General features: G+C 68.8%; 22 protein-coding genes, 1 tRNA gene and 1 pseudogene. 15 read left to right on the forward strand and 9 right to left on the reverse strand.

The window, feature by feature from the left end; genetic code table 11:
- Positions 1-198: 198 nt before the first annotated feature.
- Positions 199-471: pseudogene (locus CPZ01_RS15715) on the reverse strand (DUF5822 domain-containing protein); the annotation flags it as partial.
- 144 nt (positions 472-615) lie between these two features.
- Here CPZ01_RS15715 and panB point away from each other — a divergent pair.
- The gene (gene panB / locus CPZ01_RS09330; RefSeq protein WP_096394467.1) at positions 616-1422 is read left to right on the forward strand and encodes a 3-methyl-2-oxobutanoate hydroxymethyltransferase; all 807 of its coding nucleotides are present in this window, start codon (positions 616-618) and stop codon (positions 1420-1422) included.
- Positions 1423-1510: 88 nt separating this feature from the next.
- On the opposite strand, the gene CPZ01_RS09335 is transcribed toward panB, so the two are convergent.
- The 4 genes from CPZ01_RS09335 to CPZ01_RS09355 form a co-directional block, all read right to left on the reverse strand.
- A complete protein-coding gene (locus CPZ01_RS09335; RefSeq protein WP_096394468.1) occupies positions 1511-1738 on the reverse strand; it encodes a hypothetical protein in 228 nt (75 codons plus the stop codon).
- 330 nt (positions 1739-2068) lie between these two features.
- Positions 2069-3004 (reverse strand): CPBP family intramembrane glutamic endopeptidase, encoded by a 936-nt coding sequence (locus tag CPZ01_RS09345; protein WP_096394470.1) that lies wholly within the window; start codon positions 3002-3004, stop codon positions 2069-2071.
- An 89-nt stretch (positions 3005-3093) separates the two neighbouring features.
- Positions 3094-3684 carry an NUDIX hydrolase gene (locus CPZ01_RS09350; protein WP_096394471.1) on the reverse strand — a complete coding sequence of 197 codons (591 nt, stop codon included), beginning with the start codon at positions 3682-3684 and terminating at the stop codon, positions 3094-3096.
- An 83-nt stretch (positions 3685-3767) separates the two neighbouring features.
- Positions 3768-5234, reverse strand: coding sequence for a Y-family DNA polymerase (locus CPZ01_RS09355; protein ID WP_096394472.1), 1467 nt, complete (start codon positions 5232-5234; stop codon positions 3768-3770).
- A gap of 143 nt (positions 5235-5377) precedes the next feature.
- Here CPZ01_RS09355 and CPZ01_RS09360 point away from each other — a divergent pair, with 143 nt between their 5' ends.
- The 6 genes from CPZ01_RS09360 (at position 5378) to CPZ01_RS09385 (ending at position 11999) form a co-directional block, all read left to right on the forward strand.
- A complete protein-coding gene (locus tag CPZ01_RS09360; RefSeq protein WP_096394473.1) occupies positions 5378-7168 on the forward strand; it encodes a hybrid sensor histidine kinase/response regulator in 1791 nt (596 codons plus the stop codon).
- A gap of 97 nt (positions 7169-7265) precedes the next feature.
- Positions 7266-8582, forward strand: a complete 1317-nt coding sequence (locus tag CPZ01_RS09365) for an MFS transporter (protein WP_096394474.1) — start codon at positions 7266-7268, stop codon at positions 8580-8582.
- A 139-nt stretch (positions 8583-8721) separates the two neighbouring features.
- Positions 8722-9324: a hypothetical protein gene (locus CPZ01_RS09370; protein WP_157745949.1), complete on the forward strand. Its 603-nt coding sequence runs from the start codon at positions 8722-8724 to the stop codon at positions 9322-9324.
- 154 nt (positions 9325-9478) lie between these two features.
- Positions 9479-9757: a zinc ribbon domain-containing protein gene (locus CPZ01_RS09375; protein ID WP_096396231.1), complete on the forward strand. Its 279-nt coding sequence runs from the start codon at positions 9479-9481 to the stop codon at positions 9755-9757.
- A gap of 88 nt (positions 9758-9845) precedes the next feature.
- Positions 9846-10526, forward strand: coding sequence for a phosphate ABC transporter permease (locus tag CPZ01_RS09380; RefSeq protein WP_096394476.1), 681 nt, complete (start codon positions 9846-9848; stop codon positions 10524-10526).
- Between the two features lie 222 nt (positions 10527-10748).
- Positions 10749-11999 (forward strand): RNA-guided endonuclease InsQ/TnpB family protein, encoded by a 1251-nt coding sequence (locus CPZ01_RS09385; RefSeq protein ID WP_096394477.1) that lies wholly within the window; start codon positions 10749-10751, stop codon positions 11997-11999.
- A 58-nt stretch (positions 12000-12057) separates the two neighbouring features.
- On the opposite strand, the gene CPZ01_RS09390 is transcribed toward CPZ01_RS09385, so the two are convergent.
- Positions 12058-12915, reverse strand: coding sequence for a 3-hydroxyacyl-CoA dehydrogenase family protein (locus CPZ01_RS09390; RefSeq protein WP_096394478.1), 858 nt, complete (start codon positions 12913-12915; stop codon positions 12058-12060).
- 213 nt (positions 12916-13128) lie between these two features.
- On the opposite strand from CPZ01_RS09390, the gene CPZ01_RS09395 reads away from it, so the two are divergent.
- The 3 genes from CPZ01_RS09395 to CPZ01_RS09405 all read left to right on the forward strand — a co-directional run bounded on the left by CPZ01_RS09395 (position 13129) and on the right by CPZ01_RS09405 (position 16790).
- Positions 13129-13932 carry a class I fructose-bisphosphate aldolase gene (locus CPZ01_RS09395; protein WP_096394479.1) on the forward strand — a complete coding sequence of 268 codons (804 nt, stop codon included), beginning with the start codon at positions 13129-13131 and terminating at the stop codon, positions 13930-13932.
- Positions 13932-14867, forward strand: a complete 936-nt coding sequence (locus CPZ01_RS09400) for a class 1 fructose-bisphosphatase (RefSeq protein ID WP_096394480.1) — start codon at positions 13932-13934, stop codon at positions 14865-14867. Before CPZ01_RS09395 ends, CPZ01_RS09400 begins: the two co-directional genes overlap by 1 nt.
- 102 nt (positions 14868-14969) lie before the next feature.
- The gene (locus CPZ01_RS09405) at positions 14970-16790 is read left to right on the forward strand and encodes an acyl-CoA carboxylase subunit beta (protein ID WP_096394481.1); all 1821 of its coding nucleotides are present in this window, start codon (positions 14970-14972) and stop codon (positions 16788-16790) included.
- Between the two features lie 2 nt (positions 16791-16792).
- On the opposite strand, the gene CPZ01_RS09410 is transcribed toward CPZ01_RS09405, so the two are convergent.
- Positions 16793-18094, reverse strand: a complete 1302-nt coding sequence (locus tag CPZ01_RS09410; protein ID WP_096394482.1) for an RNA-guided endonuclease InsQ/TnpB family protein — start codon at positions 18092-18094, stop codon at positions 16793-16795.
- Between the two features lie 141 nt (positions 18095-18235).
- Between CPZ01_RS09410 and CPZ01_RS09415 the strand changes: the two genes are divergently transcribed.
- On the forward strand, positions 18236-18769 hold the full coding sequence (locus CPZ01_RS09415; RefSeq protein ID WP_096394483.1) for a redoxin domain-containing protein: 534 nt from the start codon (positions 18236-18238) through the stop codon (positions 18767-18769).
- Between the two features lie 85 nt (positions 18770-18854).
- Complete coding sequence (gene gfo6, locus CPZ01_RS09420) at positions 18855-19949, forward strand: D-xylose 1-dehydrogenase Gfo6 (protein ID WP_096394484.1); 1095 nt, start codon at positions 18855-18857, stop codon at positions 19947-19949.
- Positions 19950-19961: 12 nt separating this feature from the next.
- On the opposite strand, the gene CPZ01_RS09425 is transcribed toward gfo6, so the two are convergent.
- Both CPZ01_RS09425 and CPZ01_RS09430 read right to left on the reverse strand, forming a co-directional pair.
- The gene (locus CPZ01_RS09425) at positions 19962-20804 is read right to left on the reverse strand and encodes an aldo/keto reductase (protein ID WP_096394485.1); all 843 of its coding nucleotides are present in this window, start codon (positions 20802-20804) and stop codon (positions 19962-19964) included.
- Positions 20805-21321: 517 nt separating this feature from the next.
- A tRNA-Gly gene (locus CPZ01_RS09430) sits at positions 21322-21392 on the reverse strand.
- Positions 21393-21499: 107 nt separating this feature from the next.
- On the opposite strand from CPZ01_RS09430, the gene CPZ01_RS09435 reads away from it, so the two are divergent.
- The 3 genes from CPZ01_RS09435 (at position 21500) to CPZ01_RS09445 (ending at position 24803) form a co-directional block, all read left to right on the forward strand.
- Positions 21500-22774, forward strand: coding sequence for a PQQ-dependent sugar dehydrogenase (locus CPZ01_RS09435; RefSeq protein WP_096394486.1), 1275 nt, complete (start codon positions 21500-21502; stop codon positions 22772-22774).
- 141 nt (positions 22775-22915) lie between these two features.
- Positions 22916-23782 carry a putative RNA uridine N3 methyltransferase gene (locus CPZ01_RS09440; RefSeq protein WP_096396233.1) on the forward strand — a complete coding sequence of 289 codons (867 nt, stop codon included), beginning with the start codon at positions 22916-22918 and terminating at the stop codon, positions 23780-23782.
- 4 nt (positions 23783-23786) lie between these two features.
- A complete protein-coding gene (locus CPZ01_RS09445; RefSeq protein WP_096394487.1) occupies positions 23787-24803 on the forward strand; it encodes a 50S ribosomal protein L3 in 1017 nt (338 codons plus the stop codon).
- Positions 24804-24806 lie beyond the last annotated feature (3 nt).

Here is a 24806-nt window from a genome sequence, read left to right on the forward strand (position 1 = left end):
CTCGGTCGGCTCTCCGTCCTCGGTCGGCTCTCCGTCCTCGGTCGGCTCTCCGTCCTCGGTCGGCTCGCCGTCGTCGGTCGGCTCTCCGGCCTCGGTCGGCTCTCCGTCGTCGGTCGGCTCGCCGTCGTCGGTCGGCTCGCTGTTCCCGATCGGCTCTCCGTTCTCGATCGGCTCTCCGCCGCCGGCCGAGCCGATTTTCTCGTCCGAACCGGCTCCGTCGTCCGCACTCGCGCCGCCGTCGCCGGCCTCCGCCCGCCTCGCGTACAGCGCGACGGCGACCGCGGTGACGAACCAGATGGGGGCGCCGACCCGGACCGCGAACGCGGCGCGCGCGCCCCACGACTCCAGCGTCACGAGCGTCGACAGCAGGGCCGCGGCGGGGGCGCCGACGAGGATGGTGACGACGAACGTCGTCTGCATCACCCACGCGTAGTCGACCCCCTCGTACTCGGCCCGCTCGACTGGTTGCACACCGCGGACTCCGCGGCCGAACGGCAAATCGGTGGCGGTCGGCCGCGGCGCCGGCGGTCGGCGGTGAGCGCGGCGTCGGCCGCGCGCCCGCGCTCGCTTCCGGTTCCCGACGAATTTAGGGCGTCGCGGGGGTGACTCCCGAGCATGACCACGACGCGGGGACTCCGGGACGCCGAGGATCCGATCACGATGCTGACCGCCTACGACGCCCCGACGGCGGCGGTCGTCGACGAGGCCGGGATCGACGTCGTCCTCGTCGGCGACAGCATGGGCAACGCCGCCTTAGGCTACGACTCCACGCTCCCCGTGACGTTCGACGAGGTCGCGAGCCGGACCGCGGCGGTCGCGCGCGCGACCGAGGACGCGCTGGTCGTCGCCGACATGCCGTTCCTCTCCTTCGGCGTCGACGAGGCCGAGTCGGTGCGGAACGCGGGCCGCCTGCTGAAAGAGGCGAACGCGGACGCGGTGAAGATCGAGAGCGGGCCACACACGGTCGAGACGACCCGGCGGATGACCGAGGTCGGGATCCCGGTGATGGCGCACCTCGGCTTGACTCCCCAGCACGTGAACCGGCTCGGCGGCTACACCCGGCAGGGGACCGAGCAGGACGCCGCCGAGGAGATAATCGAGCTGGCGGGGGACCACGCCGACGCCGGGGCGTTCGCGCTCGTGTTGGAACACGTCCCGGCGAACCTCGCGGGGGCGGTGACCGAGGCGCTCGACGTCCCGACGATCGGCATCGGCGCGGGCCCCGACTGCGACGGCCAGGTCCTCGTGATCAACGACGCGGTCGGCCTCGGTGAGTGGTCACCGCCGTTCGCGAGGCAGTTCGGCGACGTGCGCGGGGAGATGGTCGACGCCGTCGAGGCGTACAGGGAGGCCGTGACGAGCGGCGAGTTCCCGGCCGAGGAGCACTCGCACGTCGAAGAGACTCTCGACGACCTGTACTGAGTCGAAAAATCCTCTCTCAGCACGTCTGACGGTCTCGAAAAATCCAGTTCGGCCGTCTCTCGACGCAGTGTGCCCCTCTCGGCGGAGTTCACACCTTCTTGGTGGCGGTGTGCGGACAGTTCGGACAGTCCCAGTGGAACTGCGTTCCGCCCGAACTGAACAGGCCGCCGCTGTCGGTCGCACCCTCGCGCATCCACCCCTTGCTCTTCGCACACTGGAGGTGGAGTTCGATGCCGCAGTTCGAACAGTGGAAGTGCTTCGCGTCAGAGAGCTTGTTCCCGCACGCGTCGCACTTCGGGCTGCTAAACAGTCCCATGGTCCGATCCCACACTGTTAGCCGCTATTTATAAATCTATCTTCACATTCGCGAAACGTGTGCCGTGGCCGGGACCGTTCCCGCGGTCTTCAGAGGAGCCCGAGGACGGCCGGCAGCTCGCTCGGGTCCAGCTGCGTGACGGTGACGTAGAGGGCGGTGAATATCACGACCTACGGAAGTCTATCTCTTCGCACGCGCTGGCCTGCCACGAAACGATCTCGTACTCATTCGCCGCCACCTCGCACATTCGGCCGTAGATTCAGGTTACCGCGAGGTCGACGATCGCGAGGCCGTCGCTTATCCCCGTTTGTCGCTGACGCCACTGCCTGCCTATACACCCAATAGCGCTGTTCCCGCCTGCCCTGCGCCCTCTATTTCGGGCCCATACGTAATAGCGATGTAGCCGAGTGTCAGCAGGAGGCTGTTGTACAGCCCGTGCATCACGGCGACGACAACGAGATTCTCCGTGTATTCGTACACCGCACCGAAGATCAGGCTCGGAACGAAGAGGATACTTATCGATGTCAGCACCGCACTCACGCCGCCGGTCAACGAGACTATGTGAGCGGGCGCGAACACAGCGGCTCCAAGGAAGATCGCAGGGGCCGCCGAGAGTGTCTCTCGCGCCCGGTTTTGTATGACGCCGCGGAACAGGAACTCCTCGCACGGTCCCACGACGAGCAACATGACCGCGATCATTACCGGGATGATCGACGGATTCTCTAGGGCTACCTGCGCGCCTTGGTTCGAGGCCGGCTCCGTCCCGATGAGGAGGACGAGCGAGCTGATGATAAGTACCGTAATTAGTACGAGTACCGGGCCGAAAACGGCGATCACGGAATCAACGATACCCGGCCGTCGAATGCCGAGGTACGCCGTGATCTCCTCACGGGTTAGCCCCCGCCATCGCAGGTATCCGAGACCCAAACCGACGAACGCAACGACCTGTCCAACGACGAGGGGTGCGACGAACGAGCCGAGAAGTGACGGTTGCCAGCCGGTGGACCTCGCCGCGAGGAAGACGGCACTCCCGACGACAGCGCCGACGGCGACGAGGCCGAGGATACCGACGAGTCCCAGCCCGAAGGCGACGCCGACTGTCCGCAGCGTGGAACCTTTGTCCTGGTCATCCGACGGATCGGTGGTGTCAACCACCGCGTGGGCGTTGTCGGCCTCGCCGCCGTCGCTGACCGCGGCGTCTTTCTGATCGTTGAGATCTTGTCCGCCGTCATCGGATTCGGCGTTGAACTCAGGAGGATCATTCATTGCCATTAGTACGGTCCGGTTGCTCAAAGGCCTGTCTCTCGTCACTCTTGTCACCGGATTTCAACGGCTCTCGAACACACAATTTCGGCTTACCGGTGGAGCAGCTCGTACCACAGCACCGCGGTGACGGCCCGCCCGTCGCGCAGGCCGTCGTCGACGACCGCGGCGAGCAGGTCGTCGTACGGCACCGTCTCGACCGCGATCGATTCGTTGTGGTCCAGGTCGCGGTCAGCCGTCGGCTCGCAGCCGGTCGCGAGCACGTGGTGGTGGACCGCGTTCGCCATCCCGTTCGTCGGCTCGACGGTCGTCAGCCGCTCGAATGCGTCGGCCTCGTACCCCGTCTCCTCGGCGAGCTCGCGCGCCGCGGCGCGCTCGATCGCGTCGTCGGTCGCCCCGCCGTCCGCGCTCGCTTCTCCCTCGTCCGCCGGCTCCATCGTCCCCGCCGGGATCCCGCGGTTCACCCGCCCGACGGCCTGCCGCCACTCGTCGATGACGACGACGTCGCCGTCGGGCGTCAGCGGGAGCACCACGACCGCCGGCGGCTCGTCGACGTAGTGGAATCCGTCGGTCTCGCCGCTCGGGAACCGGACTTCGTCGCGGCGCACGTCGAAGCCGGGGCAGGCGTAGTCGACGGCCGAGTCGAGCGTCTCCCACGAGAGATCGGCGGCTGAATCGTCCATGGATCGCGGTCGTCGCTCATTGCGTAAATACCCGGCACCCGGGCGTCGGGGGTCGCGGCCAGGAGGCGGTCGCCTCGACCCGGTCACTCCCAGTCCCCGAGCGACGCCTGCCCCTCGTCGGTTCCCCGTCGCTCGCGGTCCGCGCTCGATCCGGCCTCGTCGCTGTCGCGGTCCGGCGGCCCGTCGACCCAGTCGGTGAGCTTGCCGCCGTCGCCCCCCTCACTCCGGGTCTCCCGTTTTCCGCCGTGCCCCCGGCCGCCGCCGTCGCCCGCCTCGAACCCGCCGAGCGTCGCCTGGTCGGTCTCGGCGAAGTCGAGCTTGGAGACGCGCACGCCCAGCTTGCGGACCCGCGCGTCGTCGAACTCGCCGAGCAGGTCGAGCGCCACCTCCTCGACGAGGTCCGGGTCGTCGACCGGCCCGGGGAGGCTCCGCGCGCGGGTGTTGACGTCGAACGGCGGCTCGACCGCCTTTATCCCGATGGTGCGGTAGAGGCAGCCGCGCTCGCGGGCGCGGCGGGCCACGTCGGCGGCGAGCGCGGAGACGGTCTCCCGCTTCGTCGACTCGTCGGCGGTCGTCGGCAGCGCCGACTCGCGCGAGAGGCTCTTCGGGAGGCCGGTCGGCGTCACCTCGCGGTCGTCGTCGCCGGCGGCGCGCCGGGAGAGCTCCGGGCCGCGCTCGCCCAGCGCCTCGGCGAGGCGGTCGCGGTCGGCGGTCGCGAGGTCGCCCGCGGTCTCGATCCCCAGCTCCGCGAGGGTCTCCTCGGTCACGGGGCCGACCCCGTGGACGTCGGCGGTCGGCAGCGGCGCGAGGAATTCCGCGACCGACCCCGGCGGCACGACGACGAGGCCGTCGGGCTTGTCGGCGTCGCTGGCGACCTTCGCGGCCGACATGTTCGGCGCGACGCCGACGCTCGCCGGCACGCCCGCCTCCCGCTCGATCCGGTCTTTCACGTGGCGTGCGTACCCTTCAGCGAGCGTCCGCGCCTCGGCGGGCCCGGCGGCGCCGCTCGGCGGCGGGGCTTCGGAGCCGGCGTCGCCGTCGTCGTCGTCGGTCCCGCCGCCACCTCCCGCGACCGCCCACGAGGTCCGGTCGGTGACGTCGAGGTACGCCTCGTCGATGCTCACCTCGCGGCGGGTGTCCGCGCAGTCGCGGAGTACCCCTTTCACCTCGCTCGCGACCTCCTCGTAGAAGTCGAGGTCGACGGGGAGGTACCGGCCCGTCTCTTCCGGATCCGGCGCGTCCGGGTCGTCGGGGGCGGCGTCGACGCGGCGCGGGAGCAGCTCCAGCGCCTTCGAGATCGGCATCGCGCTGTCGACGCCGAACTCGCGGGCCTCGTAGCTCGCGGTCGCGACCGCGCCGATCGACTCGCCGGGCTCGTACCCCATCCCGACCACGACGGGCTCGCCCGCGAGGTCGGGGTGTCGCAGCCGCTCGCAGGAGGCGTAAAAGCAGTCCATGTCGACGTGACAGACGACGCGCTCGGGCGCGTCGTCCCCGTCGTCGCCGGCGCCCGGGAGCGTCTCCCCGGCGGCGGGCGTCCCCCCGGTCATCGCGTTCGGGTCCGCGCTCCGCGGCCTTAAGAACCAGCCACGCGGGCCGGAAGTGGACGCGGAGCGCGGTCGGCGTCGCACGCGGATCCAGATCCGATAGCCGGGTCGGTAGTCGTTTATCCCGTGCGTCTCTGTCCTCCCGTATGCCCGGAGCGATCGACGTGCTACACGTCGACGACGACCCCTCGGTCCTCGACCTCGCGGAGGCGTACTTCGAGCGGGAGCTCGACGCGGTCGCGGTGACGACCGAGACGGACCCGGAGGCCGCGCTCGAACAGCTCGACGAGACGGCCTTCGACTGTATCGTCAGCGACTACGACATGCCCGCGATGGACGGGCTGGAGTTCTTTGAGGCGCTGCGCGAGCGCCACCGGAAGGTACCCTTCGTGCTGTACACCGGTAAGGGGTCCGAGGAGATCGCGAGTCAGGCGCTCAACGCCGGCGTCACCGGCTACTTCCAGAAGGGCGGCCCCGAGCAGCTCCGCCGGCTCGCGAACCGCGTCGACCAGGCCGTCGAGGAGCACCGGACCAAGGAGATCGCCGACCGCTACTCGACGGTCATCGAGGCGCTCGGCTACCCCGTCTACGTCGTCGACGAGACCGGCGTCTTCCGGTTCGTCAACGAGCCGTTCGCCGAGCTCATCGGCTACGACCGCGAGGAGATCATCGGCCGGACGCCAGGGTTCATCAAGGACGACGCCGCGGTCAAGGAGGCCGAAGCGCGGCTCGGCACGATCCTCTCGGACGACGGCCCCGACGTCCAGCACTTCGCGGTCGATATCGTCCCGAAGGAGGGCGACCCGATCCCCTGTCGCGACCACATGGCGGCGCTGCCGTACGAGGGCGACTCCTTCGACGGCAGCGTCGGCATCCTCCGCGACGTCTCCGACGAGCGCGAGCGCCGCGAGGAGCTGGAGACGAAGACCCGCGCGCTCGACGAGGCGCCCGTCGGAATCACCATCACGGACCCCGGGCAGGAGGACAACCCGATGGTGTACGTCAACGACCGGTTCGTCGAGATGACCGGCTACGACCGCGAGGAGTCGATCGGCGTCAACTGCCGGTTCCTTCAGGGCCCGGACACCGAAGCGGAGTCGGTCCGGGCGCTCCGGGAGGCGATCGACGCCGAGGAGTCGACGAGCGTCGAGCTGCTGAACTACCGGAAGGACGGCACGGAGTTCTGGAACCGGGTGAGCGTCGCCCCCATCTGCGACGCGGACGGCACCGTGACGCACTGGGTCGGCTTCCAGGAGGACATCACGGCGTTCAAGGAGCGCGAGGCCGCCCTCGAACGGCAGAACGACCGGCTCGACTCCTTCGCCAGCATCGTCTCGCACGACCTGCGTAACCCCCTCAACGTCGCGCAGGGGCGCGTCCAGCTCGCGCAGGACGCGGCGAACGACGGGGACGACGAGAACCTGTCCGCCGCGCTCGACGCGCTGGAGCGGATGGAGTCGATCGTCGAGCGCACGCTCACGCTGGCGCGGGAGGGGGAGACCGTCGGCGACCCAGAGCCCGTCGACCTCGCAGACGTCGTCGCCGACAGCTGGTCGACCGTCGACACCGCCGACGCCGCCCTCTCGGTCGAGACCGAGCGCGAGGTGCTCGCCGACCCGGACCGGCTCCGGAACCTCTTCGAGAACCTGATGCGCAACGCGGTCGACCACGTCGGCCCGGACGTCTCGATCCGCGTCGGCGACCTCCCGGACGGCTTCTTCGTCGAGGACGACGGCCCGGGGATCGACCCCGCGGTCGCGGACTCGCTCTTCGAGCCCGGCGAGAGCGGCACCGCGGGCAACACCGGGTTCGGGCTCGCGATCGTCAAAGAGATCGCCACCGCGCACGGCTGGACGGTCGCGGCGACGACCGGCGAGGACGGCGGCGCGCGCTTCGAGGTCCGCGGGGTCGACAAGCGGACGCCAGCGGCTCACTGAGCGGTCCCGTTCTGTAACTGCCCCGATTCGCCCGAGAAGCGGATCGACTCCCCCCGTTCAAAAGGGCCTTTATGCTCCGTTTCGAAGCTCCGAGCGAATGGGGTCCCTCTCCGACATCGCCGAGACCGACCGTCGCGTGATCGTTTTGGCGCTCGCGCGGATGGTCGGCGCTGCCGGGAACTCCTTCCTCATCGTCGTCCTCCCGCTGTACATCACCAGCGACGTGGTCGACATCGAGGGACTCCTCGGCGCGGAGGTCGGGGTCGGCGCGGCCGCGGTCACGCTGACCGAGCCGCTGCTCATCGGGGTCGTCCTCTCGCTCTTCGGCTTCCTCAACAGCCTCTCGCAGCCGTTCACGGGACGGCTCTCCGACCGCATCGGCGCGAGACGCCCGTTCGTTCTCGCCGGTATCCTCCTCTTAGGCACCGCGAGCGGGCTGTACACGGTCGCGACGAGCTATCCGGCGCTGGTCGCGCTGCGCGCGATCCAGGGGCTCGGCGCGGCGCTCATCATCCCCGCGACGGTCGCCCTCGTCAACGAGTACGCCGCGAGCGACACCGACCGCGGCGGGAACTTCGGGGTGTACAACACGTTCCGGCTCATCGGCTTCGGCTTCGGCCCGGTCCTCGCGGGCGCCGTCGTCGAGGCCGGCCCGTACGACCTCTCGCCGGTCGGGCTCCCGGTCCTCGACGGCTTCGACGCGGCCTTCGTCGCCGCCTGCGCGGGGGCGTACCTCAGCTTCACGCTCGTGTTCCTGCTCGTCCGCGACGCCGACGTCGAGGCCGAGGCGGGCGACGACGTCTCGATCCGGGTCCGCGGCGAGGACCGCCTGCTCGACCCCGTGTTCACGCTGGGGCTCGCGACGGTCGCGATGGGCGCGTGTATCGCGCTGTTCGCGACGCTCCAGAACCAGGTGAACGTCCGCTTAGACCAGGCGCCGATCTGGTTCGGCGCCCAGTTCGCGGCCGTGACGATCGCCAACGTGGTCTTCCAGGTGCCGGTGGGGCGCGCCAGCGACCGGATCGGTCGCCGCCCCTTCCTGCTCGCCGGGTTCGTCCTCCTCGTCCCGACGACGCTCCTCCAAGGGATCGTGACGGAGCCCGCGCTGATGATGCTCGTCCGCCTCGGGCAGGGGATCGCGGTCGCGTGCGTGTTCGCCCCGTCGCTCGCGCTCGCCGGCGATCTCGCCCGCGAAGGGGAGTCCGGGACCACCCTCTCCGTGCTCACGATGGGGTTCGGCTTCGGCGTCGCCTTGGGGCCGCTGGCGTCCGGCTGGCTCTACGGCTTCGGCTTCGTCGTCCCCTTCGCGGTCGGGGCCGCGTCCGCCGTGCTCGCGCTGATCGCCGTCTTCACGCAGGTCGAGGAGACGCTGGACGCCGGCGAGGAGCCGGCCGCGGCGGCGGGAGCGGACTGAAGCGGGGACGGGGGGCGGAAAAACGCGCCCGGCACGCGTTCCGCGGGGCAACCGAACCGCACTAACTCGGTTAATCCGATAAAAATCGATTTGACGATGCTTCCGATTTATGCCCCTCGCGGCCGTTACGCCGACTGTAATGCCAGTCTCAAGAAGCCTCCTGGCGGTGCTGGTCGTCTTGCTCGTCGCCGGAAGCGGCGCCGTAGCGACGGGCGTGGCACAGACGGACGCCAGCGCGTCGACGGCGTCGGTGTCCGACCTCGAGATGGACGCGACGGTCGATAACGAGACCGTCACGGTGACCGTCACGGACGGGGGTGACCCCGTGGAGAACGCCTCGATAGGTGTCGAAGGGGAAGAATCGGTTACCCTCACCACCGACGCCGACGGGACCGCGTCGGTCGATCGCTCGGCCCTCTCGGAGGGCGACGAATCGCTCGAGGAGCTCGAAGTCGAGTACGAGTCCGACCACGCGGAGGGCGAGTTGGAGTACGTCGTCGAGGACGGCTCGCTGACCCTCGTCGAGGAGGAGTACGAGTACGAAGTCGATGAGGATGCGGACGACGAGGGCGACGCGGACGATGACGAGGGCGACGCGGACGACGAGAGCGAGGGGGACGACGACGGTGAGGAAGAGGAAGAAGAAGAGGACGAAGAGGAAGAAGAAGAGGACGAAGAGGATGATGAAGACGGTGAAGATAACGAAGACGACGAAGACGACGAGGACGACGGAGACGACTGATATCCCGTAGTTCTCCCCGTCGCACGGACGGCGGGCGCGGTCTTCCCGCCGGGTCCACTCTCGCGTCGACCACGTCCTCCGCGTTCTGCGGGCGACTCCCGTCGGTCCGTACGCAGTCAACAGAGCCAAACCGGTCGCAGTCGAAGTGCCCGGCGTGCCGAGCGACCGCCTCCGCTGCGTCGACTGCCGCGAGCCGATCCCCGCCGACGCGCGGATCTGCCCGCACTGCCGCGCGATCCAGCCGTCGCCGCTGCTCGACGTCGGCGTCGTCGTCGCGGGCGTGTTCGCGCTGCTGTTCGGCGCCCTCCTCGCGGTGATGACCGTCGGGACGAGCCGCCTCCTCGGGTTCCTCCTGCTCGTCGTCGGCTTCGGGCTGGCCGTCGGCGGCTACACGCGCTACATCGACCGGCAGGCCGCGAGCCGGGCGCGGTGAAAGCGGTCGCCCCCGATCCACCCGACAGCGCGCTTCTCGTCGCCTCGGTCGCGACAATTTAAATACCAGCGGCCGCCACGATACCCACATGCTCACCCCACTCACCGGCGGCCTGGTCCTCGCGGGGCTGGCGCTCGCGTTCGTCGGCGCGGCGGTCTCCGTCTACGCGGTGACGCTGACGGGGCTGCTCGTCGGCGCCGGCGCCGGCTACCTGTTCGCGCCGAACGTCGTCGGCCTGATCGCGGTCGATGGGGCCGTCCTCACCGCCGGCGCGGTCGCGGTCGGCGGCCTCCTCGGCGGCTTCCTCGCGTACGCCGGGCTCTCGTTCGCGGTCCTCGGGATCGGGGCGATCGTCGGCGGCTTCGCCGGGCGGTTCGCGGTCGGCCCCTTCTACGCCGCCGACGCGGCGGGGATCGAGGGGACGGCGCTGCTCGTCGGCGCGACGCTGGCGGGCGTCGCGGTCGGCGCGCTGTTCGGGTTCGTCCTCACGCGGACGACGCTCGTGGTCTCGACCGCGCTCATCGGCGCGGCGTTCGCCTCGCGGTCGCTGACACCCGCTGACTTCGAGGCGGCCGCCGCGGAGACGACGGTCCAGCCGCTCCTCTTCGACCTGTCCGCGCCCGCGTTCCTCGCGGTGTTCGTCCTCGGGGCGCTCTCGCAGCTGGGACTGTTCAAGTTCGGCTACGTGACGAAGCTGGTCGGCTCGCTGCCGGGCGCGCGCCGGTGGACGGCGGACGACGACCGCGACGGCGACGCGGACGCGGCCTGATTTCTCGCGGCACATCGCGCTCTCGTGCGCCCTCGCCGTGCCGACGACCGCGCCGACCGCACCGACCGCGCCGTGCGGCGGCCTATCTTTCTACGAGGAGAGAATCCCGGCGTTTACGCCGGGAGTGAATTCGACAACGCTGACCCAATCCCTCACGGACGGCAGGTCGGATATTCCACGCACATCCATACCATTAAGTTAGTTTGTCTACATAGTCTATGTATGGCGATTAAGGCCACACGTACCTACGTTGGTTCCATCCAGAACCACCAACAGGTCTGTGATGGTCTTGATTCGCTCGGAGACTCCGCCTCGAAAATCTGGAACGTCGCACGATGGACAGCCGACCGTATCTGGGACGCAACCGGTGAGATCCCAAACGGTAGTGTGCTGAAATCGTACATGAAAAACCAGTCGTGCTGGAAAGATTTGAACGCACAATCCAGTCAGAAAGTCATCGAAGAACTTTCTGACGCTTTCCAGTCGTGGTTCGACCTGCGACAGAAAGATCAAAAGGTGAATCCGCCCGGCTACCGCAAACACGGCGACACCCGGCCACGTTCCACGGTGACGTTCAAAGAAGACGGGTTCAAACACGATCCTGACAACAATCGGGTCCGACTCTCAAAAGGCTCGAATCTGAAAGAACACTTCTCAGACTTCCTGCTTTGCGAGTACCAGACCCGGCCAGACGTTGACCTCTCGGAAGTCAACAGCGTACAGAATGTTCGTGCCGTCTGGAACGGTGACGAATGGGAACTTCATTTCGTGTGTAAGGTCGAACTCGAAACAGTGGATTCAGCTGGCGACGGCATCGCAGGGATCGACCTCGGCATCACAAACATCGCCACGGTCGCGTTCCCCGATGAATACGTGTTGTACCCCGGTAATTCGCTCAAAGAAGACAAACACTACTTCACCAGAGCCGAGTACGACACCGAGGGAGAGAGTGGCCCATCAGAGCAGTCGAGGTGGGCGCGTCGGAAACTCTCCGAACGTGAGACACACTACTACCACACGCTGACGGACGCCATCATTACGGAGTGTGTCGAACGCGGTGTCGGTACGCTCGCGGTGAGTTGGCCTGAAGACGTGCGTGAGTCAGATTGGGGCAAGACCGGTAACAAAAAGCTCCACTCGTGGCCGTTCGACCGCATCTACCAGTACCTCGAATACAAAGGCGAGATGCGCGGTGTGGAGGTGCTGAAAGAGAACGAGTGGAACACCTCGAAAACGTGTTCCCGCTGTGGAGACGACACGAAGTCGAACCGCGTCGAACGTGGACTGTACGTCTGCTCGTCGTGCGAGTTGGTAGCCAACGCGGATTGTAACGGGGCGGAGAATATGCGTCAGAAGATAACTCCGAGTCCTCACGGCGAGGATAGGAGTAACGGCTGTGTGGCACAGCCATCGACACACTTGTTCGACCGCGAGAGCGGGACGTTTCACACGAGAGAACAGGTCGTGTCGTAGACCAGCAAATATCCCACCTGCGGGACGGGAAGCCTCGCCGTTTACGGCGAGGAGGATGTCACTCGTACTCGTAGAACCCTCGCCCCGTCTTCTTTCCGAGGTCGCCGGCCTCCACCTTGCGCTTGAGGAGGTAGGCGGGCTTGTAGCGGTCGCCCAGCTCGTCGTGGAGCGTCTCGCTGGCGTCGAGCGCCACGTCGAGGCCGATGTGGTCGGCGAGTTCGAGCGGGCCCATCGGGACGTTCGTGCCGAGCTTCATGCCGCGGTCGATGTCGGCCTTGTCGGCGACCCCCTCGTCGTACGCCCGGATCCCCTCGTTGATCCACGGCATCAGGATCCGGTTGGTGACGAAGCCGGGCTTGTCGTCCGCCTCCCACGTCTCCTTGCCGAGGTCCTCGGCGAAGGCGTGCGCGAAGTCGACGACCGCGGGGTCGGTCCGTTCGCCCACCACGACCTCGACGCCGTCCATGATCGGAACGGGGTTCATGAAGTGGAGGCCGACCACGTCGCTCGCGCGGTCGGTCGCGCTCGCGACGCTCGTGATCGACAGCGTGGAGGTGTTCGTCGCGAGGACGACGTCGCCGTCGGTGACGCGGTCGAGGTCGGCGAACACGTCGCGTTTCACGTCGAGGTCCTCGACCACGGCCTCGACCGCGAGGTCGGCGTCGGCGAGGTCGCCGAGATCGGTCGTGCCCGCGATCCGGTCGCGGATCGCCGCGGGCTCCTCGTCGAGCGCGTCCTTCCCGGCCAGCCGGTCGAGGCTGTCTTCGACGCTGTCGAGGCCGCGCTCGACGTACTCGGGCTCGACGTCGCGCATCACCACGTCGTAGCCCGCGGTCGCCGCGACCTGCGCGATCCCGTTGCCCATCGTCCCGGCGCCGACGACGCCGACGACGTCCACCTCGGAGAGTTCTCGCATGCGGACCGCTGCCGCGCCGCGGGTGGTAAGTATTGCGGAAGCCGGGCCGGTTCGCGCTCCGTTCGAAGAAATTAACAATTTGAGTAGTAACGAATCCCCACGCTCTATCGCTCGTTGCTCGCCTCGAAACGCCCCTCAGACGGCGTCTCTGTTTCTTTACGCTCGGTGAAACGACCATAGCCCTTTTTACGTATGTAACTGAACTACGAACCGATGCTTCCTCACGCCGCCGACGACATCTCGCGCGACGGCAAATCGCTCATCCTCGCGTACGACCACGGGCTCGAACACGGGCCGGTCGACTTCGAGCCGAACCCGGACACGGCGGACCCGGAGCGGATCTTCGAGCTCGCCACCCACGAGGCGGTCACCTCGCTGGCCGTCCAGAAGGGGCTCGCGGAGGCGTACTACCCCGACTACGAGGACGAGGTCAACCTCCTGTTGAAGCTCAACGGGACCTCGAACCTCTGGATGGGAGAGCCGGACAGCGCGGTCAACTGCACGGCGGAGTACGCGGCCGAGCTAGGCGCGGACGCGGTCGGGTTCACCGTCTACGGCGGGTCGAACCACGAGGTCGAGATGGCCGAGGAGTTCCGCGAGGCGCAGGAGGGCGCCCGCGAACACGACATGGCCGTCGTCATGTGGTCGTACCCGCGGGGGCAGGGGCTCCGCAACGACGGGAGCCCGGACGTGATCTCGTACGGCGCGCGGCTCGGTCTGGAGCTCGGCGCCGACGTGGTGAAGGTGAAGTACCCCGGCTCCGCCGAGGCGATGGGCGACGCAGTCGAGATGGCCGGCCCCGCGGACGTCGTGATGTCCGGCGGAACGATGCGCGACGACGAGGCGTTCCTCCGGAACGTCTCGAACGCCATCGACGCGGGCGCCACCGGCATCGCCGTCGGCCGCAACGTCTTCCAGCGCGACGAGCCCGAGCGCATCCTCGACGCGCTGGAGGCCGTGATCTTCCAGGAGGTCGATCCGGCCGAGGCGCTGGCCACCGCCGAGAGCGACGACTGATGTCCGACTCCGACCCTCGCGCCGACGGCGGCCCCGCCGACTCGACCGTCGCGGCCGTCTTCGACGCGGTCGCGGCGACCGCCCCCGAGATCCGCGCCGCGCTCCCCGGCCGCCGCGTCGAGAGCGGGACCGAGAACGCCTCCGGCGAGTCGGTGCTGGCGGGCGACCTGTACGCCGACGAGCTGCTCGGCGAGGCGATCACCGCGATCGACGGCGTCGGCTCGTTCGTCAGCGAGGAGCGCGAGGAAGCGGTCGACGCGGGCGGCGCCGTGGGGAGCGGGCCGGACGACGCGTACGCGGTCGCGATCGACCCCCTCGACGGCTCCTCGAACCTCCGGTCGAACAACGCGATGGGGACCGTCGTCGGGATCTACGACGCCCCGCTGCCCGCGAGCGGCCGGGACCTCGTCGCCGCGGGATACGTCCTCTACGGCCCGATCACGACGATGGTCGTCGCCGACGAGGCGGGCGTCCGCGAGGAGGTCGTCGAGCGCGACGGCGGCGGTGAGGACGGTCCGGCAGTCTCGCGGTCGGTCGTCGAGGCCGACCTGACGCTCCCGAAGGACCCGACCGTCTACGGGTTCGGCGGTCGGGTGCCCGACTGGCCGAGCGACTTTCGCGCGTTCGCCCGATCGATCGAGGACGAGCTGAAGCTCCGCTACGGCGGCGCGATGGTCGGCGACGTGAACCAGGTGCTCACCTACGGCGGGGTGTTCGCGTACCCCGCGCTCCGGAGCGCGCCCGAGGGGAAGCTCCGGCTCCAGTTCGAGGCGAACCCGATCGCGTACATCGTCGAGCGCGCGGGCGGCGCCTCCTCGGACGGAACCGGCTCGATCCTCGACGTCGAGCCCGAGGCGGTCCACCAGCGCGTCCCGCTGTACGTCGGCGACGAGGCGCTGATCGAGCGGCTGGAAGCCGCCGTCGACGCGGACTGAGCCGGGCTGCTCCGCAGCCCCCGAGGCTCGGTCCCGTCGTTCGACGCCCGCCGCCGATCCCGCATGGAAAACTGTTTAGGACTCTCCGCAAATCTTGCGTCCATGAAAGTCCACGTCGGCGCGGCGGCGACCCCCGAGGAGGCCGAGGCGATAGCGAAGTCGCTCGCCGAGCACCTCGGCGTCGACGTCGACGTCCACATCGAGGGCGAGGAGACGCCGCTCGCCAGCGCCGAGCCGTCCGAGCCGAGCTACCCGCTCGACGACGACCTCGGCCCCACGGACCGGGAGCGCGACCTCCGCGCCGAGATCGCCGACATCCGCGAGGGCGGCCCGGAGAAGTACCGCGACCGCCTCTCCGAGCAGGGGAAGCTGTTCGTCCGCGACCGCCTCGACCTCTGGTTCGGCGGCGAGGGCGGGACGAAGGGGGCCGGCGACGCGAGCGCGGCCGACGGCGACCCGGCCGGGGTGAAGTTCGAGGACGGGAAGTTCGCCGCGTTCGACGACTGGCACCCGGACGCGCCCGAACGCGGCGATGACGCGGACGGGGAGGACGATGCGGGCGACGGCGACCGCCTCCCCGGCGACGGGCTACTGACGGGCGCGGCCGAGTTCGAGGGGCGCGACGTCCACTTCATGGCCAACGACTTCACCGTGAAGGCGGGGTCGATGGCGTCGAAGGGCGTCGAGAAGTTCCTCCGGATGCAACAGCGCGCGCTGAAGACCGGCAACCCCGTCCTCTACCTGATGGACTCCTCGGGCGGCCGGATCGACCAGCAGACCGGCTTCTTCGCCAACCGCGAGGGGATCGGGAAGTACTACTACAACCACTCGATGCTGTCGGGCGCCGTCCCGCAGATCTGCGTCCTCTACGGCCCCTGTATCGCCGGCGCCGCCTACACGCCCGTCTTCGCCGACTTCACCGTGATGGTCGAGGACATGTCCGCGATGGCGATCGCCTCGCCGCGGATGGTGGAGATGGTCACCGGCGAGGAGATCGACTTAGAGGAGCTCGGCGGCCCGCGCGTCCACGCCGAGGAGTCCGGCTCCGCGGACCTGGTCGCGCGCGACGAGGAGCACGCCCGCGAGCTGGTCGCGGACCTGATCGGCTACCTCCCGGACCGAGCGGGCGAGAAGCCGCCGCGACGCGAGACGAAGCCGCCGAAGTTCTCGCCCGACGGGATCGACGAGCTGATCCCGGAGGCGCCGAACCGGCCGTACGACGTTCACGACCTCATCGACCGGATCGCGGACGCCGAATCCGTCTTCGAGCTGAAGGAGGGGTACGGCCCGGAGATCGTCACGGCGTTCTGCCGGATCGACGGGCGGCCCGTCGGCGTCGTCGCCAACCAGCCGACCGAGCGCTCCGGCGCCATCTTCCCGGACGCGGCGGAGAAGGCCGCGGAGTTCATCTGGACCTGCGACGCCTACGAGATCCCCCTGCTGTACCTCTGTGACACCCCCGGCTTCATGGCCGGGTCGCAGGTGGAGAAGGACGCCATCCTAGAGAAGGGGAAGAAGATGATCTACGCCACCTCGTCGGCGACGGTGCCGAAGCAGACCGTCGTCGTGCGGAAGGCGTACGGCGCGGGCATCTACGCGATGGGCGGGCCCGCCTACGACCCCGAGAGCGTGGTCGGGCTCCCCTCGGGCGAGATCGGAATCATGGGCCCCGAGGCCGCGATCAACGCGGTCTACGCCCGCAAGCTCGCCGAGATCGACGACCCCGAGGAGCGCGCGGCCGAGGAACAGCGCCTGCGCGAGGAGTACCGCGAGGGGATCGACGTCCACCGGATGGCCAGCGAGGTCGTCATCGACGAGATCGTGCCGCCCTCCGACCTCCGCGCCGAGCTGGCCGCGCGCTTCGACTTCTACGAGGACGTTCGGAAGGACCTGCCCGACAAGAAGCACGGGACGGTGCTGTGACGTCAGTGACCCACGACTGAAGTCGTGGGCTTGTCAGTGGACTCCCCTTCTGTCGTCGAATCGACGCTAGCGGTGAATCCGCCGTTCAGGTTCAGCGTCCCTGACTTCAGCGCACACTGACAGGGTGCGCCTCCACTCGAAGACGTCTGCCCCGAGTGGAGACGTTTTAGTAGTTTCCGAGCGGTGTTCTTGCTCGCGTTGTAGTCCGCGTTCAGCTCGTACTCGCACTTCTGACACGCAAACTGGTGTTTCGAGCGCCGATTCCTCTCGTGCGTGAAGCCGCACTTCGAACACCGCTGAGACGTATATGCGGGACTCACCTGCTCGACTTCGATATCGAGCATCTCGGCTTTGTACTCGACGTACTCGTACAAGCGCCGGAACGCCCACGCGTGGAATCTCTTCGCACGAGCCATCCGATCACGGATATCTGTCAGGTTCTCGAACGCGACGTGTGTACACCCGTGATCGCGAGCTTCGTCGAGAATCTGGTTGGAAGCACGGTGGAGTTCGTCCTGTATCCAGCGGTGTTCGCGGTCGTCCATCGACTGGATCGACAGGTGTGCCGACCGCGTACCCGTCTGTTGCATCGACCCGCGCGTCTTCTCGAACTCGCGGCGTCGATGATTCATCTCGTCGGCGTTCCCGATGAACGCGCCCGTCGACGTCACGGCGAGCGAGCCGTCCACGTTCAAGTCGACGCCAAGGACTGTTCTGTGCTTGGCGTCAGAAGACGCAGCCGCGGACTGCTCGTGTTCGTCTGTGGTGCGGCGCATTCGCGCGTGGAGGTAGAACGCCTCACTCGAGCGGTCGTACTGGAGCGTGGACATCCGGAACTCGTAGTCCCCGTTCAGCAGGTACTCGCCGATCGGTGTTCCCTCGGGATCGTCAGGGATTATATACTCACACTCGACGCGCCCGTTCACCGTGGAAAGAGAGACGTGGTCGCGGTGGAACGTCGCGCTGCGTTTGTCGTAGACCACGCTCCACGCGTCGAAGTGCGGTTGGCTGGTAGTTTTGCCCTTTTTGAGTCGGGCGACACCGCTTTTCGTGGCCTCGATAGCGCGTCGAATTCCCTTCTGAACGAGGTTCGCCGTTAACTCCGTTTCGTCGCGAATTCGGTCGTAGAGCGCGTTTTCGGCCTGTTGTTTCGAGGTAACGCAATGCTCGTCCGGATGTCGCCACGCCCACGCTGCGGTCGTGTTCGCACAGTGGAGGAACTGCTCTTTGGTCTGATGGAGGTCGTCGCACCGCTCGTCGGGCACGTCGAGTTTGACTTTGACGGTGCGAATCACATCCCCCATCTGTATCTCACATATTAATCTATTTGTTCATAAATTCTGCGACTGGTAGTGGGGAGTCAGGGTGCTATCGCTCGTGGTATGTTGCGGGGAGTGTCGGATTCCTCCCACGGTTGAAGCCGTGGGCTTCTTCCTCGTTCCTCTGTGATCGACGAGGGAGCCACCGCGCCCGACTTCGCCACTCCCGCCGTCTCGAACGGGAGCGCCGCCGAACTCGCGCTGTTCCGGCTCGTCGAGGCGCACGAGGCGGTCGCCGTGCTGTTCGCGCCCGCGACGTTCGTGCCGACGTGTACGGCCGAGTTCGCCGCGGTCCGCGACGCCGGCTGGAGCGCCCGCGACGACCTCGCCGTCGCCGCGCTCACGGGCGACTCGCTGTACGCGGCGTTCGCGTACGTCGACCGGTTCGACCTCCCGTTCTCCGTCGTCGCCGACTTCCACGGCGGCGTCGCCGAGTCGTACGACCTGCTCGCCGAGTCGTGGGAGGGCCACTCCGAGATCCCGCGCCGCGCGACGGTCGTGGTCGACGGCGATTGGACGGTCCGGTTCGCCGAGGCGACCGACGACGCGCTGGACCGCGCCGACCCGGCCCCGGTTCAGCGCGCGACCGAGACCCTCCGCGAGGTCGGGGTCGACGCCGACCGCCCGCGGGTGGAGTACGACGCGGACTGGGAGCGGTGACATCGTCGAGCCCGCCGGTCCGGCGGGTCCGCCCGGCCGCGGGCACCTGCGGGGTTATTTGACGCCCCCGGACGGAGGGGCGGATATGGATGCCGCCTTCGCGGAGTACCTCGACGAGTTCACGCGCCGGGACTGGGAGACGCTCGACCCCGGCGCCGTCACCGACCCCGTGCGAGTCGCGGTCGTCGGCCTCGGCTGGTTCGCGCGCGAGTGGGCGCTGCCCGGCATCGCGCGGTCGGCATATACCGAGGCGGCCGTCGTCACCGACGTCGACGCCGCGGCCGTCGAGGCGGTCGCCGCCGAGCGCGACGTGACCGGCGTGACGCCCGAGGCGTTCCGCGCCGGCGACGCCGCGGACGCGTACGACGCGGTCTATATCGCCACGCCGAACGCGACCCACCTGGAGTACGTCGAGGCCGCCGCGGCGCAGGGGAAGGCCGTCCTCTGCGAGAAGCCGCTGGAGGTGACGCCGGAGCGCGCCCGTCGACTCGTGGCGGCGTGCCGCGACGCCGACGTCCCGCTGATGGTCGGCTACCGGATGCAGACCGACCCCGCCGTCCGGCGGCTCCGCGACCTCCTCGACGCGGGCGTCGCGGGCGAGGTGGTCGGCGTCCACGCGACGATGTCGCAGACGATGCTGGGCGAGCTCGGCAGCGACGCGGACCAGTGGCGGCTCGACCCCGAGCTCTCCGGCGGCTGCGCGGTCATGGACCTCGGTGTGTACCCGCTCAACACGACCCGGTTCGTCCTCCGCGAGGACCCGGTCCGGGTGTCGGGCCGCACCCGCTCGGAGCACGAGGCGTTCGCCGAGGTCGACGAGCACGCCACCTTCCGGCTGGAGTTCCCCGGCGACGTCGACGCCTTCTGTACGGTGAGTCAGAACGCACAGCACGCGAGCCGGCTGGAGGTCACCGGGACGGAGGCCCGACTAATCTTAGACCCCGCGTTCTACGAGCGCGAGGACCGCGGGTTCGCGGTCGTCCGCGACGGGACCCGGGTCGACCTCGACTTCGACCAGGTCCACCAGATCGAAGCGGAGTTCGCGTACTTCGGCCACCAGCTCCTCGCTGGCGAGCCGTTCCACGCCGACGGCGAGCACGCCCTGACGGACATGGAGGCGCTCGCCGGCGTCTACGAGTCGGCCGAGGCGGGGGAGCCGGTGGTGCTCGACGGAGACTGATTCCGCTTCGGGCTACTGCTCGATCCCGTACACGTCGCTCGTCCAGTCGCGGGCCGGGGTGTCGTACACCGGCGCGTCGCGGTCGCGCTCGTCGAGGCGGCGCCGGTCGGTGTCGTCGAGCTTCCAGTCCGTCTCGGCGTTCGCTCGGACGTGGTCCGGGGTCGACGAGCGCGGGAGCGGAACGACGCCGCGGTCGACCGCCCACCGGATCACGACCTGCGCCGGGTGCTTGTCGTACTTCTCCGCCAGCTCGGCGACGACCTCGTCGCCGAACACGTCCGTCCGCGCGAGCGGCGCCGCCGCCTCGACCACGGTGTCGGACTCGCGGCAGTAGTCGACGAGGTCCGGTCGCTGGAGCCACGGATGGAACTCGATCTGGTTGACCGCGATCGGCACGTCCGAGACGTGATGGGCGCAGCTCAGCTGGTAGGCGCTGAAGTTCGAGACGCCGACGTCGCGGACGAGCCCGCGGTCGCGCAGCTCCGCCATCGCGCGGAGGGTCTCGCGCAGCGAGATGGCGGGGTTGGGCCAGTGGATGAGGTATAAATCGATGTAGTCGACCCCGAGCCGGTCGAGCGACGCCTCGCACGACTCGATCACCGACTCGTAGTTGAGGTTCTTCGCGAGCACCTTCGAGGTGAGGAACACGTCCTCGCGGTCGACGCCGCTCGCCGCGAGCGCGTCGCCGACGGCCGCCTCGTTGTGATACCCCTCGGCCGTGTCGATGTGCGTGTACCCGGCGTCGAGCGCCGCGCGCACGCTGTCGGCCGTCTCGCCGTCGTTGAGGTCGTACGTGCCGAGTCCGAGCGCCGGCAGCTCCGCGCCGCTCGGCAGCGTCTTCGTTGGTACGGTCACACGAACGCCTTCGGGGGATCGCCGATTGAAACTACCGGTCGGGGAACCCGCCTCGGTCGCGGTTCTCGATGACTGCGTAGCGGTATTTAAATCGCAGGCGGAGTTGCTCGGCAGTTTATAAATGACAGGCGGTGGCGCGTGCCTGCGAGGCCGCTCCGCGGCCGAGCAGCACGCGCGAGGGAGTCGGTCGCCGAGCGAAGCGACGGCGACCGACGAGGCTGGGGAGGCGTGAGGTGCGGTTGCTGTGCGGGGCGGGACTCAAAGGGGCAGTCGCGAGGGCGAAGCACGGCGACGCAAGCACCGCAGGGAGCGAACGAAGTGAGCGACCGAGGAGCGCAGCGAGCCGCGCGAGCCCTCGCGGCTGGGGCTTTGGAGGGGTTCGCAGCCGATCTGCTGGCATCTATTTATAAGCAAAGTACCGGGATTTTGGCGGAGTGTTCCGTCGTCCCGTCGCCCGTTTATAAATGACTGATAGCGTTCAAATCTCGCGGAGATTTCTCTCACTACGTTCGAGAAATGCACCGGCCGAGATTTGAACTCGGGTTGCAACCATGGCAAGGTTGCGTGATACCACTACACTACCGGTGCGTGCTTCGCATTCGATCGTAGCCCGGGTCGGAGATATAAGGGTTCCGAACGAGAGCCGGCGGAAGGGTCATCGGTGCCGCGTCCGCATGTAGACCCGAACTCGAACGATGGCCGACTTCCCCGACCGCATCGACAGACGCACCGCCCTCCGCGCGGCTGGCGGCCTCGCCGGAACGACCGCCCTCCCGACCCTTTCGGGCTGTCTCGGCAACACTGGCGGCGACGGGACCGACGACCCCGTCGACGCCCCGCCCGACGACGGCGGCGACGTCGACTACGCGGTCGAGACCGTCGCCGGGGGGTTCGAGAACCCGTGGGGGCTCGCCTTCCTGCCCGACGACGGCCGCCTGCTCGTCACCGAACGGCCCGGCCGACTCTCGCTCGTCGACCCCGCGGACGGGACGGTCGAGGCGGTCGCGGGCGCACCCGACGTGTTCGCCGAGGGACAGGGCGGGCTGCTCGACGTCGCGGTCCACCCCGACTACCCCGACGACGCGCGCGCCTACCTCACCTACTCGGCGGCCGCGGCGGACTCGCCCGCCGGCGACGGCGCGGACGGCGCGACGACCCACGTCGGCGTCGGTCGGCTCTCGCTCGACGACGACGCGCCCGCACTCGACGACTTCGAGGCGATCTTCGCGGCCGAGCCGTTCCGCGACACGAACCTCCACTTCGGGTCGCGGGCGACGTTCGGCCCCGAGGGGTCGCTGTTCGTCACGGTCGGCGACCGGCGCGACACCGACTTCGGGCCGGACCACGTCTCGCAGGACCGGTCGAACGAGCTGGGCGCGACGCTCCGCCTGACCCCGGACGGGGGCGCCCACCCGGACAACCCCTTCGTCGACGACCCCGACGCGGCCGACGCGCTCTACAGCTACGGCCACCGCAACCCGCAGGCGATGGCGGTGCGACACGAGACAGACGCGCTCTGGCAGTGCGAGCACGGCGAGCGCGACGGCGACGAGATCAACGTCGTCGAGCGCGGCGGCAACTACGGCTGGCCGATCGCGAGCGAGGCGTGCCGCTACGGGACGGACGACCCCGTCGCGCCGGGCCACGACGAACGCGACGACGTGATCGCGCCGGTCCACTACTGGCCCTGCGGCTCCGGCGGCTTCCCGCCGAGCGGCGCCGTCTTCTACGACGGCGACGCGTTCCCGGAGTGGCGCGGCGACCTGTTCGCGGGCACGCTCGCGGCGCAGTACCTCGGGCGGTTCACGGTCGACGGCGACGGCCTCGACGCGACCGTGACCGAGCGCAGCCCGCTGCTCGACGGCCGGGACTGGCGGATGCGCGCGGTCGCGGTCGAGCCGACCACCGGTCACCTCTACGTCGCGGTCGACGCCGGCGACGCGCCGGTCGCGCGGATCGTTCCGGCGTGACCTCGATCACCGCGGTGACGGTTCCCACGATCGCCCGGCCAGATCCCGCGGGAAACCCCGTGTGAACGCGGCACAGCCGAAAATCGGGACCGCTATCCTTTTACGGTGGCGTCCGGAATCGAGGGGTACAGTCTCGCCACGATGCGTACCGAAGACGGACTCACGATATGTGTTCCGTCTTCGGTCGTCCGGGAGGCCGAGGACGACCGCGAGGCGACTCGCAAACTCGGCTACGTCGCCCGTGCGGCGGCGGTGTTCCGGGCGGATCGGCTCGTCGTCTTCCCCGACCGGGAAGGCGACGGCCGACGGGGCGGGGAGTACGTCCGCACCGTGCTGGGGTACGCCGCGACGCCGCCGGAGCTCCGGAAGGACCTCTGGGGGCAGCGCGACGAGCTCCGGTACGTCGGCGTGCTCCCCCCGCTCCGCGTGCCGTGGCGGACCGGCTCGACCCCTAGCGGGGGAGAGTCGAAAACACAGGGACTCGTGACCGAGGTCGGACCTGAAGGCCGCGTCCGGGTCAATTCCCCGCTGCGGGAACACCCGATCTCCCTGCTCGTCCCCTCCGGAATGGAGGTCGAGCAGGGGGAGCGCGTCACCATCAGGGTCTCTTCGAGAGAACCGGTCCGCGCCCGCATCGCCGGGAAGCCCGAGGAGGGTTTCCAGGTCGTGGCCGCGGACCTGTCGGAAGCGCTCGCCGGCGACGGACTGGCCGTCGCGACGTCGCGACACGGAGAATCGCTCTCCGTCTCGCGGCTCGGCGACCTCGTCTCGGACGCCCGCGAGGCCGGCGGTTACACCGTCGCCTTCGGGGCGCCCGAGCGGGGGCTTCCGGAGATGCTCGGGCTTTCGCCCGACCGCATTCGGGCGGCCGTCGCCGACGGCCGCTCGGTCGAACCCGATCCGGGGTTCGACCTCTGGCTGAACACGATCCCGGCACAGGCGAGCGAGGTCGTCCGGACGGAGGAGGCTCTGTTCGCGACCCTCGGCTCGCTCACACTCACGGAGTAAACACATGCCACAACCAAGCCGACCACGAAAAGGCTCGCTGGGCTACGGCCCGCGCACCCGCGCAGACAGCGAGGTGCCGCGCATCCGTTCGTGGCCAGACGACGACGGGGCCCCTGCGCTGCAGGGATTCGCCGGCTACAAGGCCGGGATGACCCACGTCATGATGGTCAACGACGAGGCGAACTCGCCGCGTGAAGGGATGGAAGAGGCCGTCCCCGTCACCGTCGTCGAGACGCCGCAGATGTACGCCGTCGCAGTCCGAGCCTACGAGGACACGCCGTACGGACAGAAGCCGGTCGAAGAGGTCTGGGCGACCGAGTTCCACGAGGAGCTCGACCGCGCGCTCGACCTCCCGGCCGAAGAAACATTCGAGGAGGACGCCGACGAGCTGCGCGCGCTGCTCGACGACGACGTCGTCGACGACGTGCGCGTCATCACGCACACGGCCCCCTCGGACCTCGCGAACGTCCCCAAGAAGAAGCCCGACGTCATGGAGACGCGCGTCGGCGGCGGCTCCTTAGAGGAGCGCGCCGACTTCGCGCTGGACCTGGTCGCCGAAGGCGGCGCCCACGAGTTCGGCGACGTCTTCCGCGCCGGCCAGTACACCGACGTCTCCGGCATCACGAAGGGGAAGGGGACGCAGGGTCCCGTCAAGCGCTGGGGCGTTCAGAAGCGGAAGGGCAAACACGCCCGCCAGGGATGGCGGCGCCGGATCGGCAACCTCGGTCCGTGGAACCCCTCCCGCGTCCGCTCCACCGTGCCCCAGCAGGGGCAGACCGGCTACCACCAGCGCACCGAGCTCAACAAGCGCCTCATCGACTTCGGCGAGGGCGACGACGCCTCCGTCGACGGCGGCTTCGTCAACTACGGCGAGGTCGACGGCGAGTACGCGCTCATCAAGGGCTCGCTGCCCGGACCGGACCAGCGCCTGCTGCGACTCCGCCCGGCCATCCGGCCGAACGACCAGCCGCGCCTCGACCCCGAGGTCCGGTACGTTTCCACCGAATCCAACCAGGGATAACCA

Source organism: Halorubrum trapanicum, assembly GCF_002355655.1.
In the GTDB taxonomy this organism is placed as follows: Archaea; Halobacteriota; Halobacteria; order Halobacteriales; family Haloferacaceae; genus Halorubrum; species Halorubrum trapanicum_A.

What these genes read in the sequence shown, in the direction of transcription:
- CPZ01_RS09440 (WP_096396233.1), top strand. Translation starts at nt 22,916, where the DNA reads ATGCGTACCGAAGACGGACTCACGATATGTGTTCCGTCTTCGGTCGTC.
- CPZ01_RS09405 (WP_096394481.1), top strand. Translation starts at nt 14,970, where the DNA reads ATGAAAGTCCACGTCGGCGCGGCGGCGACCCCCGAGGAGGCCGAGGCG.
- CPZ01_RS09385 (WP_096394477.1), top strand. Translation starts at nt 10,749, where the DNA reads ATGGCGATTAAGGCCACACGTACCTACGTTGGTTCCATCCAGAACCAC.
- CPZ01_RS09365 (WP_096394474.1), top strand. Translation starts at nt 7,266, where the DNA reads ATGGGGTCCCTCTCCGACATCGCCGAGACCGACCGTCGCGTGATCGTT.
- panB (WP_096394467.1), top strand. Translation starts at nt 616, where the DNA reads ATGACCACGACGCGGGGACTCCGGGACGCCGAGGATCCGATCACGATG.
- CPZ01_RS09395 (WP_096394479.1), top strand. Translation starts at nt 13,129, where the DNA reads ATGCTTCCTCACGCCGCCGACGACATCTCGCGCGACGGCAAATCGCTC.
- gfo6 (WP_096394484.1), top strand. Translation starts at nt 18,855, where the DNA reads ATGGATGCCGCCTTCGCGGAGTACCTCGACGAGTTCACGCGCCGGGAC.
- CPZ01_RS09435 (WP_096394486.1), top strand. Translation starts at nt 21,500, where the DNA reads ATGGCCGACTTCCCCGACCGCATCGACAGACGCACCGCCCTCCGCGCG.
- CPZ01_RS09445 (WP_096394487.1), top strand. Translation starts at nt 23,787, where the DNA reads ATGCCACAACCAAGCCGACCACGAAAAGGCTCGCTGGGCTACGGCCCG.
- CPZ01_RS09390 (WP_096394478.1), bottom strand. Translation starts at nt 12,915, where the DNA reads ATGCGAGAACTCTCCGAGGTGGACGTCGTCGGCGTCGTCGGCGCCGGG.
- CPZ01_RS09335 (WP_096394468.1), bottom strand. Translation starts at nt 1,738, where the DNA reads ATGGGACTGTTTAGCAGCCCGAAGTGCGACGCGTGCGGGAACAAGCTC.
- CPZ01_RS09360 (WP_096394473.1), top strand. Translation starts at nt 5,378, where the DNA reads ATGCCCGGAGCGATCGACGTGCTACACGTCGACGACGACCCCTCGGTC.
- CPZ01_RS09355 (WP_096394472.1), bottom strand. Translation starts at nt 5,234, where the DNA reads ATGACCGGGGGGACGCCCGCCGCCGGGGAGACGCTCCCGGGCGCCGGC.
- CPZ01_RS09400 (WP_096394480.1), top strand. Translation starts at nt 13,932, where the DNA reads ATGTCCGACTCCGACCCTCGCGCCGACGGCGGCCCCGCCGACTCGACC.
- CPZ01_RS09410 (WP_096394482.1), bottom strand. Translation starts at nt 18,094, where the DNA reads ATGGGGGATGTGATTCGCACCGTCAAAGTCAAACTCGACGTGCCCGAC.
- CPZ01_RS09350 (WP_096394471.1), bottom strand. Translation starts at nt 3,684, where the DNA reads ATGGACGATTCAGCCGCCGATCTCTCGTGGGAGACGCTCGACTCGGCC.
- CPZ01_RS09345 (WP_096394470.1), bottom strand. Translation starts at nt 3,004, where the DNA reads ATGAATGATCCTCCTGAGTTCAACGCCGAATCCGATGACGGCGGACAA.
- CPZ01_RS09380 (WP_096394476.1), top strand. Translation starts at nt 9,846, where the DNA reads ATGCTCACCCCACTCACCGGCGGCCTGGTCCTCGCGGGGCTGGCGCTC.
- CPZ01_RS09370 (WP_157745949.1), top strand. Translation starts at nt 8,722, where the DNA reads ATGCCAGTCTCAAGAAGCCTCCTGGCGGTGCTGGTCGTCTTGCTCGTC.